Genomic DNA, 13,104 nt, shown 5'->3' on the forward strand with positions numbered 1-13,104 from the left:
GTTAACCCACTTTCTGTGATGCAGAGGTGTTGAGCGGGTCGCGCTTGACCGAGGACGCCCCCAGGTTGAACACACCCATTGCCTGTGACAACTGCGCCATCTGGTTTTGCAGCGCACTCGATGAATCCGCAGTGGCACGCACCAGATCGACGTTGTGCTTGGTGACCTCGTCCATCTGCGAGACCGCAACATTGATATGGCCAATGCCGGTGCTCTGCTCGACCGATGCGGTGGAAATTTCCCGCATAATGTCGCTCACCTGGCTAACCGATTTCACCACCCCGGCGATGGAGCTACCGGCGTGTCGTACCAGTCCGGCACCCTTATCCACCTCGCGGGTAGAGCTGTCGATCAGACCGCGAATTTCCCGTGACGCATCCGCCGAACGGCCAGCCAGGTTGCGCACTTCCTGGGCCACAACGGCAAAGCCACGCCCGTGCTCACCGGCACGTGCCGCTTCCACAGAAGCGTTGAGGGCGAGGATATTGGTCTGGAAGGCAATACCGTCGATGGTCTCGATAATCGCAGCCATCTGCTTGGAGCTCGCGGTAATGCGCTCCATGGTCTCGACAATCTGGGCCATGGTTTCACCGCTGGTCTGCACCTCGTGCGAAGCACTTTCGGCAAGGCCGCTGGCCTGGCGCGCGTTATCGGCGTTCTGGCCTACGGTGATGGTAATCTCTTCCATGCTGGAAGCCGTCTGCTGTAGGGAGGCCGCCTGCTGGTCTGAACGCGAGGCCAGATCGTCATTGCCTTCGGCGATACTTCTCGCTGCCGGCGTCACAACAGAAACTCCGCCATTTACCTCTTCAACAACGCTGTAAATGCTGCGATGCATTACGTTCAGTGCACGAGCTAGATACTGCATTTCACCAGCTTTGCAAGCCGTTGGTTTGACTTCAAGGTTCCCCGCAGCAATCTGCAACGCAAAATTCTGCATATCGTGCAATGGACTCAGTACTACTCTAGCGCACGAATACCCCAACCCCAGTAAGGCCACTATCTCGGTCAACAATAGACCTATCGAAACTGATGACAAGTTTGCGACTGAATCTGCGGCCAAAAGCGAATTACCAACGGCCATTGCACACGCCAGAGTGACCATTGCACCCAGTCGCAACCTCACACTGGCATTTTTCGCAATTTGCCACCAACCTTTTGGACCTCGAAATATTACTTGGCCATTGCGTAATTTCAGGTTTTTCCCTTGGCCCTCTTGAATGGCTCGGTACTGCTTACTAGCCTTATCGATGGCCTTTCGTTCAGCCTTAAGACGAACGGAAACATAGCCGGTGACGGCACCGGATTCGATAACCGGAATAACATGCGCACGCACCCAGTAGTGACCACCATCTTTACGGCGGTTTTTCACCAGGCCGATCCAGACATCCCCTTTTTTAATCGTTTGCCACAAATTGCCAAACGCTGCCTGGGGCATATCCGGGTGACGAACAATATTGTGTGGTGCTCCCACTAACTCTTCGTAGTCGTAGCCACTGACCTCGACAAACGCCGGGTTGGCATAGACGATATTTCCCTGAAGATCCGTCCTGGAAATCAGGAAGTGATTGTCGTGCAGGACATATTCCCGGTTCGTCACCGGTTGATTACTTCGCATTAAAATTTACTCTCCGGCTTCCGCTACCAGTGCCATTTCCTGACTGGTGAGTAGTTTTTCGATATCTACCAACACCAGCATACGATTTTCCAGATTGCCCAGACCGCTGATGTAATCCAGCGGCAGGCTGACCCCGAATTCCGGGGCCGGCTTGATTTGCTCTGCATTCAGGGTCATTACATCGGAAACACGGTCCACGACGATACCCACTACGCGATCAGCGATATTGACGACGATTACCACCGTTTGCTCGTCATAGACCGCGTTGGACAGGCGGAATTTAATCCGCAGGTCGACGATTGGCACGATAACGCCGCGCAGGTTCGCAACCCCTTTTATAAAGTCCGGCGCATTGGCGATCCGGGTGACATTGTCGTAACCGCGAATCTCCTGCACCTTGAGGATATCGATGGCATATTCTTCGTCGCCGAGGGAGAACACCAGGAATTCTCGATCCCTGGCCGCGGCCGAATTCTTTTCTGGAGCACTAACGTGACTCATGGATTTCTACCTCTTAGTGAGTGCGGGAAACCGGTGACTGCATCCCCGCGTCATGCGTGGCGGATGCGGGATTAAATGCTTGTGGCATACCCTGCTGGGGCTGGCCGTGAAAGGCGCCGTGGGTTTTCTTGCTCTGGTGCAGGCGGTGCAGATCCGCGATATCGAGAATTAATGCCACACTGCCATCGCCCAGAATGGTCGCCGCGGATACCCCCGGTACTTTGCGATAATTGGTTTCCAGGTTTTTAACCACAACCTGCTGCTGGCCGACCAGTTCATCCACCTGCAGCGCATAGCGGCGACCCTGGCCCTGCACGATCACGGCGATGGCCTGTGTCGGATCCGTGACTGCAGCGCGAACATCCATCGCGGTATGTACAGCAACCAGTGGCAGGTAGTCTTCGCGCACTTTGAGCAGCAAATCCTCGCCGGCCATCGGGTAAAGATCGTCCTCCCGCGGCTGCAGGGATTCGATGACACCACTCACCGGCAGTACGAAGGTTTCTTCACCGACCCGCACAGACATGCCATCGAGAATTGCCAGTGTCAGCGGTAATACGATACGCGTAGTGGTCCCCTGGCCCGGGCGCGAGAGAATCTCCACGTGTCCGCCCATGGCCTCGATATTGCGCTTGACCACATCCATACCAACACCGCGGCCGGAAACATCACTGACCTCCGCCGCGGTGGAAAAACCGGGAGCAAAAATCAGCTGCCAGACATCTTCGTCGCTCATGTTTTCTGAAACATTGAGGCCGTTGGCCTGGGCTTTGGCGAGAATCCTGTCGCGATTGAGACCGCCACCGTCGTCGCTCACTTCAATCAGAATACTGCCGCCCTGGTGTTGCGCAGACAGCAACAGGTTACCGGTGCGGGACTTGCCCGCAGCTTCGCGCTGCGCGGGTGTTTCGATGCCGTGGTCAAGGCTGTTGCGAACCAGGTGTGTAAGCGGGTCAATGATGCGCTCGGTAAGTCCCTTATCCAGCTCGGTGGATTTGCCTTCCGTAACCAGTTCGACGTCTTTATCGAGCTTGCTGGCGAGATCCCGTACCAGACGCGGGAAACGACTGAAAACGTAATCCATCGGCACCATGCGCACCGACATCACAGCCTCCTGCAAGTCCCGCGCGGTGCGCGCCAGCAGGCTGAGACCGCTGGTAAGTTTGCCATCGCGCTTGCCGTCGGCCTCTTCAGCAACCTGATCGAGCATTGACTGGGTGATGACCAGCTCGCCAACCAGGTTGATAATCTGATCGACTTTGGCCACCGGCACCCGAATGGAGGCGCTTTCGCCAGCACTTTTTGCCGCTTTTGCAGGCGCTGCACGCTTTTCGCCAGTGGCGGCCGCGGGTTTTGGCTCGGGTACTGCGTCTTTGCTCTCGGTCTCGGCAGGTGCTTCTGCCTGCACCGGCTCCTGCGCGTTTTCCGCCACAACTGCCTCGTCGGCTACCGAGGTGATCTGCAGCTGCTCCGGCTCCGCGATGAAACACATCACCGCTTCGATATCGTCACTGCTGAGCGAAGACGCCAGCATCACTTCGTAGCGGCTTTCGTCACCGCTTTCGGATTTCACTGTGCCCAGGTGGGAAAGTTCGTCGATAAGCAGGCGGCGATCCTTTTCCGCCACGTTGAGTAACGCCACGCAGAAATGGCCACCAGCCGCGGCGACTGTCGCCGGAGCTTGAGGTTCCGGCTGTGCTTGCGGTTCGGGCTGGGCGGGGGCTTGTTGTGGGACCGCCGTTGCGCCACCGACATCCGCCTCTTCACCAATTTCTTCCAGCGCCAGTTGGCGCAGGACCTGACAAATTCTTTCCAGCGCCTCGGGATCAGGCTCGGAACTCTGGCGATAGGCGTCCAGTTGGTCGTTCAGCATATCTTTGGTTTCCAGAAATACGTCGATGAGATCGCGTCGCAAAGTAAGTTCGCCATTGCGGGCGTAGTCGAGCAGGTTTTCCAGCAAGTGCGTGGTGCGCTGCAGCGCTTCGAAACCGAAGGTGCCCGCTCCCCCCTTGATGGAGTGCGCCGCGCGGAAAATCGCGTTGAGCTGTTCCGGATCCGGGGAGTCCACATCCAGTTCCAGCAGGTGCTGCTCCATTTCTTCGAGCAGCTCACCGGCCTCTTCGAAAAACGTGTCATAAAAATCTGTGATATCCATCATCGCTCCTGCAGGGGTTGCAGTGGCTCAGCCCTTCCGCCCGAGCGTATCCGCATGGCTGCGGTGTCACTCAGTACTTCGAGGCTGATCCGTCGGTTCACGGCATCGCCCGGGTTACTGCCGGGAATCGGTACCCGGTCACCCATGCCGACAACCCGTAACATTTTTTTGCTGTCCAGGCCGCCGGCAACCAGCTCCCGGCGGCAGGCATTGGCACGCCCGGCGGATAACTCCCAGTTGCTGTAGCCGGCGTCACCCGCGGCGTAATTCAAACTATCGGTATGGCCACTGATGCTGACTGCGTAGGGCAGCTCGTTCAGCAGCGGTGCCACGGCGCGAATCATCTGTCGCAGGTGTGGCGCGAGCCGGTCACTGCCGAGCTCGAACATGGAATGCTGCTCGGTATCCAGGAGTTGAATCCGCATGCCCTCCGGGGTGAACTCAAAACGCACCTGCTCGCGCATCTCCCACAGTTCCGGGTCGCCCTGGATCATGCTCTCGATACGAAAACGCAGCTCCATCAGGGAACGGCGCACGTCATCGGGCAGGCGCTGGGTGCGCAGATCGACCCGCGCACGCTCGCCGCTGACATGCGCGGGGTCAGTACCACCACCGGGAATCACACTGGTACTGGCGCTGTCGCGATCACCGTTGCTCAGGGCAACCGCCAGCGGTGTGCGGAAGTACTCCGCCAAGCCCTGCAATTCCTGCGGCGAGGCGTTGGAAACAATCCAAAGCACCAGAAACAGTGCCATCAAGGCGGTCATGAGATCCGCGAGGGCAATTTTCCAGGCGCCGCCATGGTGCCCTTCACGGACTTTGCGCGGGCGTTTTATGACGACGCGGCGGGCTGCGGTATTCATGCGGCGGAAAGCGTCGGGCGAACATGTTCCTCTAGCTCGCCAAAGGTCGGGCGCTCAGAGGTATCGAGGGTTTTGCGGCCAAACTCCACCGCCAGCTGTGGCGCGTAACCGTTGAGGTTGGCCAGCAACGTTACCCTGATGCACTGGAGTACTTTTACCGCCTCCTGCACCTGGCGCTCGATACGACTGGCCAGCGGATTGACAAACCCGTATGCCAACAGGATGCCGACAAAGGTACCGACCAGGGCATGCGCGACCATAAGGCCGATTTCGCCGGCACCGGCATCTGCGGAAGCTAGAGCCTTCACCACCCCCAGTACCGCAGCTACGATGCCAAATGCTGGCAGCGCATCCCCCACCTTGAGCAAGGCATCGGCCGGTACACGGGCTTCATGCTCAAACGCTTCGATTTCATGGGTCATCAATTCGTCCACCTCCATAGGATCCATGCTGCCGCTCACCATCAGGCGCAGGTAGTCGGTAGTGAATCCCATGATCATCGGGTCCTGGAGAAGCCGGGGGTGTTCGTTGAATATTTCGCTGTCGGCGGGAGCCTCAATGTCTTTCTCAATGCCGATGGCACCGTCGCGACGCATCTTCCACAACAGCTTGTACTGGAGTGCCATCAGCTCCATGTACACGGCTCTGTCGTATTTGGTCGAACGCTTCAGGCGGGACAGGGTGCGCACGGTTGCGCGGATGGCCTTGCCATTGTTCGCGGCAATAAAAGATCCCAGCGCAGCGCCCCCGATAATGAGGAACTCCATCGGCTGGTACAAAGGTCCCAGGTGTCCACCAGACATGGCGAATCCCCCGAAGACCGAGATCGCAACAATAATGAATCCGATAAATATCAGCACGAAAACGGCCCTCTCACCCATACCATCTGACTATGCTATCGGCCGTTTTCGAGGGAGCTTGAGAGCAATCGAACGAATAAAACTCGAGACAAGTGTCCCCACGCCAGAGTTGCAAATTCCGAGTTGCAAGGCGCGCTGCAGGAACTATTTTCTTTTATGAGACCCGGCCGCATGAGCGATGCCCCAAACGCCTTTCCGCGAGCGCTTTTATGTATGGACTTTCCTGCAAGCGGCTTGCCGGAAATACCGCGGCACGGGTCACTCAGACAATAAGCCCACCCTTTACCCGGATTCACCGCGCATGCTGATTGCTCATTTAGGCGACAAAATCCACCACCCGGAAAACACCCTCGCGGCTTTCGAGGCCGCTCATGGACTCGGCGCCTGCGCAATTGCTACCGAAGTGCAGTTCAGCGAGGAAGGCACCCCCTGGTGCTTTCACGGCGAAGAACTCCAGTTCCCGGATACAAATATCGAAGGCCCACTACACGAGAATCGCAACCCGGCTCTGGAAACCCTGCCCATCTGCCGTCTCGCCCAGCTGGCGGACTGGTCCACCCGGCACCGTCATCTGGAATGGTTCGTTGAAGTAAATGCCGCAACCCTGGAGCGAATCGGCGCAGAAATGGCCATTGCGCGTATCAAGAAAGAAGTTCTCAACAATCTCGACATGTTCGTGCTACAGACCAATGACATTCGCAGCCTGCGTCTGGCCCGCAGCATGGGGTTTGACCAGGTTGCTCTGCGCATACCCAGCGTGGCCCGCTGCCTGTCCGCCGAAGTGGTTACTCTGGCGCCTGATTATCTACTGATCGATCACGCCTGCGTCGACCGCCAGGAGCTTCCACCCGGTCCCTGGCAATGGGTGGTACACGAAATCAACACCACGCAGGAAGCCGTACACTGGCACCACCGCGGCGCCCACCATTTACTCACCGGAAACCTGCCACTTCTGATGCGTTCCAGGGAAGCCAGCAATGTCTATGGAATATGATGTGCTGGTGGTCGGCGCCGGCATTCAGGGCGCCGGCGTCGCCGAAGCGCTGACCGCTGCGGGCTACCGCGTTGCCATCCTGGAGCAGGAAGCTGTCGCCTCCGGCACCTCATCGCGTTCATCAAAACTCATTCATGGCGGCTTGCGCTATCTGGAGAGCGGGCAGTTTTCCCTGGTTTACGAGTGCCTTAAAGAACGCAAATGGTTGCTGGCGCACAAGCCGGATCTGGTGCACATGGTGCCCTTTCTTATTCCGGTGTATCGCCACAGCAAGCGCGCGCCGTGGAAGGTACGGCTGGGACTGAGCATTTACGCTCTGCTGGCAGGACTGCTCAACCCCTACTCCCGGTTCAAGGCGCTGAACATTTCCGACTGGGAAGAACTCGACGGCCTCAACAGCGATGACCTGTTGGCGGTCTACCGCTATTACGACGCACAGACTGACGACGCCGCCCTTACCCATGAAGTCATCCGCAATGCCCAGCGCGCCGGGGCCGAACTGATTTGCCCCGGCAGTCTCGTCGGCGCGGAAGTGACAGACAAATTCGTTCGCGCAGACTATTTCTCCGAAGGCCAACTCGGCACACTGCACTGCAAGGCGCTGGTCAACTGCACCGGCCCGTGGATAGAAGAAACGAACAGCAAATGTTCACCGGGCGCCAAACTGCCATCGCTGGAGCTCGTCGCCGGCACGCATATCCAGGTGCCGCTGAAACTCGCCAACAAGATTTTTTATGTGGAAGCTGAAGACGGACGCGCAATATTTGTGATGCCATGGCAGGGAGAAACCCTCGTCGGCACCACCGAGCGCCCCTACCGGGGTGCTCCCGGTGAAGTCACACCGACCCTGGAAGAAAAGGCCTATCTACTGCGCACCCTGAAGCAGTACTTCCCGGAGACCCGCCCACTGCAATTGCACGAACTCAGCGACAGCTTTGCCGGCCTGCGCGTTCTCCCACACTCAGCATCCAGCCCTTTTGCACGCAGTCGCGAGACCATGATTTGCTCCAATAACCCCAAACAGCCTCGGGTAGTAGCCGTGGCAGGCGGAAAATTGACGAGCTACCGGGCTACCGCACGGCAGGTAGCGAAAATCCTCAAACCCTTACTGGATGCCCCTGACCAACCGCCACTCCCGGAAGCCAACATCCACGCTGACCGCGAGGCCTCTACGGAAGAGCGCAATCTTTAATTGGTCGCCAACCGCAGTCAGGCTGGGACTGAGTGCGAACAAAGTTATAATGCGGCAAGTTTTTAATCTGCATCCCCTCTTGCCCCTTTATGTCTGAATCTCCAGAGAACTCAACCCGAAACGCCCCTCCATCCACTGCCGACAGCCGCCAGCCGGTCAATCACCGCTTCTGCACTGCCCCCCTGATGGACTGGAGCGACCGCCACTGCCGCTATTTCTGGCGGCTACTGACCAAGGAAGCCCTGCTTTACACCGAGATGGTGACCACCGGGGCTATCTTGTTTGGCGATCGTGAGAGTCATCTGGACTTTGACGCCGCCGAGCAACCGCTCGCCCTGCAGCTGGGAGGGAGTGACCCCGAGGATCTGGCACGCTGCGCGGCCATTGCGGAAGAGTGGGGCTACAGCGAGGTGAATCTCAATTGCGGCTGCCCCAGTGACCGGGTCAAAAAAGGCCGCTTTGGCGCCTGCCTGATGGCGGAGCCGGATCTGGTGGCCGAATGTATGTCCGCCATGCGCAGTGCGGTTTCGATTCCTGTAACGGTCAAGCACCGTATCGGCATTGACGATATGGAAGACTACCCCGGCCTCACCCGTTTTGTGGAAACCCAGGCGGCTGCCGGTGTCAGTACTTTTATCGTGCACGCACGCAAGGCCTGGCTGAACGGTCTCAGCCCAAAAGAAAACCGGGAAGTACCCCCACTCAAATACGATATGGTGTATCAGCTCAAGCGGGACTATCCCGAGCTGGAGATCGTACTGAACGGTGGGATCAACTCCATCGCCGACTGCCAGGCACACTTATCGCAACTGGATGGTGTTATGCTCGGGCGCGCGGCTTACCAGACGCCGGCTATGCTCGCCGAGGTAGACAGTGCTCTGTTTGGCGGCGCCCCCGGCCCAACGCCCGCCCAGGCCGTCGCCGGGATGCTGCCCTATATCGAGCACGAGCTCTCCAGGGGCCAGCGTTTAAGCCATATCACCCGGCATATGCTGGGGCTATATCAGGGGGTGCCCGGCGCTCGCCGGTTCCGCCGCCACCTGAGCGAAAACGCCTATCGCGAAGGTGCCGGCCCGGAAGTTCTGGAGCAGGCACTGGCGATGGTGAGCGAGGCCGCGTAAGGCGATCTAAAGCGAGCCCCCAGGGGCGGCCGAGACAATTTTTGCAGTAAGCTGCCGCCAACTGGCAGCCAATCGATAAACGAGGGAGTGACACACAAATGAATAAGCTGGAGCAATTAAAGCAGCGCAGCCTGGTGGTAGCCGATACCGGTGATATCGAGGCCATCCGCCGCTATCACCCGCAGGATGCCACCACCAACCCGTCACTTCTCTACAAAGCAGCGCAGCTGCCCCAGTACCAGGATCATCTGAAATCCGCGCTGCAGTGGGCGCATAGTGCCGGCGGCGATATTGTGCAACAGGCCGCCATGAAGCTCGCTGTAGCCATCGGTGTAGAAATTCTGAAAATTGTTCCCGGGGTGGTATCCACCGAGGTCGACGCGCGCCTGTCTTTCGACACCCGCGCCAGTATCGATTACGCGCGCCGTTTGATTGCACTCTACGAGCAGGAAGGTATCAACCGCGACAGGGTACTGATCAAACTGGCCTCTACCTGGGAAGGCATTCAGGCCGCTTCCATTCTGGAAAAAGAGGGTATCGGTTGTAACCTGACCCTGCTGTTCAGCCAGTGCCAGGCGGTGGCCTGCGCCGAAGCCGGCGTCACCCTCATTTCCCCATTTGTCGGCCGTATTCTGGACTGGTACAAAGCCAGCACTGGTCGCAACGACTACACTGCCGAAGATGACCCCGGGGTACTGTCAGTGGCCAGCATCTACGACTACTACAAATCCCGCGGTTACGAGACCATCGTTATGGGCGCCAGCTTCCGCAATACCGGCGAAATTGAAGCGCTCGCCGGCTGTGACAAACTCACCATCAGCCCGCAGCTGCTACAGGAACTGCAGGATGATGAAGGGACCCTGGCCGCAGGCCTGCCAAGCGAAGTGGCCAGCCAGCCGGCACCGGCTGCGGCATTGAGTGAAGCGGAATTCCGCTATCAGCTGAATGACGATGCCATGGCGACCGAAAAACTGGCCGAGGGCATTCGCAACTTTGTTGCCGACCAGCTGAAACTGGAAGCATTACTGGAACAACAGCGCTAACGCGGCGCACTATCAAGCAAGGCCTTATTCATGCTGCAACAGATCCGCAAGCTGTTTGATCAGATTGGGCGCGGTGAGGATGTGGAGATCCGCGAGGAGATGGATGTCCGCATGATCAGCGCGGCGCTGCTCGCTGAAATTGCCACTGCCGATCACAAGGTAGACGAGCGTGAGCATGCGGCTCTGGTGCGGTTGCTACAGGAGCATTACCGCCTGGATGTAGATACCGCCCAGGCGATGATCGAGCGTGCCCTGAAACAGCGGAATGAGGCCACGTCACTGTATGAATTTACCCAGACGGTAAACGACCATTTCAGCGATCAGGAGAAGTACCAGCTGATCAAGCAAATGTGGCAGGTCGCCTTTGCGGATGGAGAAATCGATGCATTCGAGGAGCACCTGATCCGCCGCGTTTCCGAGCTGATCTACCTTCCCCACGGCCTGTTTACACGTGCACGTGCGGAAGCCCGGGGAGACAACTGATCTCCCCTGCTTCGCAGGGAAAAGACGGAAAAATAAATCCTGATGCGCTTTCAGCACCTTTCGGGGCCGGCGCTGTAAGAAGTAACGGTCAGGAGAGTGTGGGCGAATTAACCGCAAAAGCGGACCCCAGGACGGGATTCGTTACACGGCCTTGATTTGCAGTAATCAGCGGGACGCCACGGACTTGTGTTGCACTGGCTGAGCAGCCTCTTGCTCCGATTCCAGCGCATGCACCAGATCGCGAAAGGTTTCCGCATTCTGTTCATTCATGCTCATCAATACCCGGTGTGCCTCGAGTACCATTTCGCGCGCAGCCTGCTCATCCGGCGTATTGCATTTCAGGGCGACAGGTTCCACCGGGTAAGTCTCTTCGTTGACTTCACCGTTGATATCCATCAGTTCTTCAAACCCCATGGAATCCAGCAGGCGCAGCAGCCCCCTGTTCTCGCAAAGCACGAGAGGCTTCATTCGGCCTCGCTCTTCACAGCGAAACGCGATTTTGGCCATCAGGCCCAGTGTGGTGCTATCGACACCCTCAGCCTGATTCAGGTCAAACACGACACCGCGAAAATCGCCGTGAGCGAACATCTTGTTGATGTAGCTATCGAAGGTAGTACAGAGGTTGAGACGCACATCACCCACCAGCTTTACGACATAAATGCCCTGGTGATCGCCAACCATTATCTGCCCGGACTGCATAGTAACCTCAGACACACCCGTCTCAGTGCCACTCGCCCCGATTTGGGTGTGAGAATGTAAATTTGCGACTTTTGGCCGCGCACAGTTCCTTGTGCAAGGGTAGTTCAACGCGAAAGTGGGCGGAGCTTACTCCTGCGAACCGCGACTGACAAGAGCACCGTACTATGGCGCCAGCTACCAACCTGTGACTACCCAGCCAACACTCACCATCCATACCGGCAGTCTCCTGCAAACCGCATGAATGGCTCATGAACACAGCCGCAAAATATTTAGCAAGATTTGGGCCTTAAATGCGCCTAGTTCTGCCTCAGGGTGAGGATTGTGATGTCATCGGGAAAGGACTCAGCGGTATCCACTTTCAACGCCGAGCAGAGGCTAGCCAGGTCACCCCGGCTCTGATTGATCTTGGCCAGCAGGTCCGCCTCTCTTTTCAGCAGGTCGCCCTTGAGCAACTCCAGTACTCCGTCGGAACACGCCACGAGCCGCCAGCTGACAGGCAACACACAATGGCGCACTTCCCAGCCACCGGTTTTAAACAGCCCCAGTGGTCGCCCTTTGCCCGTCAGCCAGTGTGCACCTTCTTCGGTCACCAGGGCCGGCATGGGCACCTGCCCCGCAACTGCGTAGTGCAACTGTCTCGCACGGCTGTCTACCACCCCCACAAACATGCTCGCGTGCTTGTCGAGGTGAGTGCCGCGCAGCTCGTTATTTATCAGCTCGAGGATTTCAATCAGGTCGCTATCGATGGTATCCAGCTGACTGAACAGCGGGCGCTCCCGCAACAGGTGCATGATCGAATGCTTGATCAGCGCAGTGACCAGTGCAGACGACACCCCGTGTCCGGATACATCCACCAGATAAAAGGCGATAAAGCGCTCACCAAAGAGGCCGTAGTCAATAAAATCGCCGCTCAGATAGAGTGATGGCAGCAGGCGGTATTCAGCCTGAATACCCGCCGGGTAATCATAAGGGGTGCGCGGTAACAAATGCTGCTGCAGCTGTCGCCCGGCCTCGTGATCCCGCTGCAGCAGCTCAATATGTTCGTGCAGCTCGCGGTTGCGCACCTCCAGCTCTTCCCGGTATGCACGGTTCTCCCTGGCCAGATCCCGAGCCTCTGCGATACGCCGTATCGCATGCTCGATCACGCTGGCATCGGTGATGGGAGTCAGTACATAGTCACTGGCACCAAGGCGGAGCGCCTGGACCACATCATTGACTTCACTATTCGAGGCAAGCACGACGACAGAAGTATCGGGGGAGCGGTGCTTGACCTTGCGCAACACCTCGAGGCCGCCAACATCAGGAAGGTGCAGGTCGGTAATCACTAACTCATGCCTGCCGGGGACAAATTGCCCAATAGCTTCGATGCCGCTTTCGGCAGTCGTTACGGAATAACCAAGGCGAACCAGTGCGGATTGCACCAGTTCCCGGGAGGGCTGACCGGGACCGGTCAGTAGAAGGGCGTGAGGTTCGGGCACGGTTGTCGGTTCATGCATATGACTTTCCCTGAGGAGCATTGCCTGACCACGATAAACGGTGCCCGTAAGAACAAAAACCGATATCCATCGCTACGGA

12 protein-coding genes are annotated in these 13,104 nt (G+C 57.8%); 5 read left to right on the forward strand and 7 right to left on the reverse strand.

Features of this window, described 5'->3' with window-relative positions:
- Position 1: 1 nt before the first annotated feature.
- From LC093_RS05650 to motA, 5 genes are read right to left on the reverse strand one after another with little or no spacing between them, the layout of a single operon-like run.
- Positions 2-1,618 (reverse strand): PAS domain-containing methyl-accepting chemotaxis protein, encoded by a 1,617-nt coding sequence (locus tag LC093_RS05650; protein ID WP_226663083.1) that lies wholly within the window; start codon positions 1,616-1,618, stop codon positions 2-4.
- 6 nt (positions 1,619-1,624) lie between these two features.
- Positions 1,625-2,119 carry a chemotaxis protein CheW gene (locus LC093_RS05655; protein ID WP_226663084.1) on the reverse strand — a complete coding sequence of 165 codons (495 nt, stop codon included), beginning with the start codon at positions 2,117-2,119 and terminating at the stop codon, positions 1,625-1,627.
- Between the two features lie 13 nt (positions 2,120-2,132).
- The gene (gene cheA, locus LC093_RS05660) at positions 2,133-4,274 is read right to left on the reverse strand and encodes a chemotaxis protein CheA (protein WP_226663086.1); all 2,142 of its coding nucleotides are present in this window, start codon (positions 4,272-4,274) and stop codon (positions 2,133-2,135) included.
- Complete coding sequence (motB, locus tag LC093_RS05665) at positions 4,274-5,137, reverse strand: flagellar motor protein MotB (protein ID WP_226663088.1); 864 nt, start codon at positions 5,135-5,137, stop codon at positions 4,274-4,276. Before motB ends, cheA begins: the two co-directional genes overlap by 1 nt.
- Complete coding sequence (motA, locus tag LC093_RS05670; protein WP_226663090.1) at positions 5,134-6,018, reverse strand: flagellar motor stator protein MotA; 885 nt, start codon at positions 6,016-6,018, stop codon at positions 5,134-5,136. Before motA ends, motB begins: the two co-directional genes overlap by 4 nt.
- 280 nt (positions 6,019-6,298) lie before the next feature.
- On the opposite strand from motA, the gene LC093_RS05675 reads away from it, so the two are divergent.
- The 5 genes from LC093_RS05675 (at position 6,299) to LC093_RS05695 (ending at position 10,830) form a co-directional block, all read left to right on the forward strand.
- Positions 6,299-6,991 (forward strand): glycerophosphodiester phosphodiesterase family protein, encoded by a 693-nt coding sequence (locus LC093_RS05675; protein WP_226663092.1) that lies wholly within the window; start codon positions 6,299-6,301, stop codon positions 6,989-6,991.
- Positions 6,975-8,183, forward strand: coding sequence for a glycerol-3-phosphate dehydrogenase/oxidase (locus LC093_RS05680; RefSeq protein WP_226663095.1), 1,209 nt, complete (start codon positions 6,975-6,977; stop codon positions 8,181-8,183). The genes LC093_RS05675 and LC093_RS05680 overlap by 17 nt, the downstream gene beginning before the upstream one ends.
- A gap of 185 nt (positions 8,184-8,368) precedes the next feature.
- The gene (gene dusA / locus LC093_RS05685) at positions 8,369-9,304 is read left to right on the forward strand and encodes a tRNA dihydrouridine(20/20a) synthase DusA (RefSeq protein ID WP_413231493.1); all 936 of its coding nucleotides are present in this window, start codon (positions 8,369-8,371) and stop codon (positions 9,302-9,304) included.
- A 98-nt stretch (positions 9,305-9,402) separates the two neighbouring features.
- Positions 9,403-10,347 carry a transaldolase gene (gene tal / locus LC093_RS05690; RefSeq protein ID WP_226663100.1) on the forward strand — a complete coding sequence of 315 codons (945 nt, stop codon included), beginning with the start codon at positions 9,403-9,405 and terminating at the stop codon, positions 10,345-10,347.
- Positions 10,348-10,377: 30 nt separating this feature from the next.
- On the forward strand, positions 10,378-10,830 hold the full coding sequence (locus LC093_RS05695; RefSeq protein WP_226663101.1) for a TerB family tellurite resistance protein: 453 nt from the start codon (positions 10,378-10,380) through the stop codon (positions 10,828-10,830).
- A gap of 165 nt (positions 10,831-10,995) precedes the next feature.
- Here the strand turns inward: LC093_RS05695 and LC093_RS05700 are convergent, their stop codons facing one another.
- Complete coding sequence (locus tag LC093_RS05700) at positions 10,996-11,544, reverse strand: STAS domain-containing protein (RefSeq protein WP_226663103.1); 549 nt, start codon at positions 11,542-11,544, stop codon at positions 10,996-10,998.
- Between the two features lie 281 nt (positions 11,545-11,825).
- A complete protein-coding gene (locus tag LC093_RS05705) occupies positions 11,826-13,025 on the reverse strand; it encodes a PP2C family protein-serine/threonine phosphatase (protein ID WP_226663104.1) in 1,200 nt (399 codons plus the stop codon).
- Positions 13,026-13,104: the final 79 nt, after the last annotated feature.

The sequence above is a fragment of the Microbulbifer aggregans genome (assembly GCF_020524005.1).
GTDB lineage: Bacteria > Pseudomonadota > Gammaproteobacteria > Pseudomonadales > Cellvibrionaceae > Microbulbifer > Microbulbifer aggregans_A.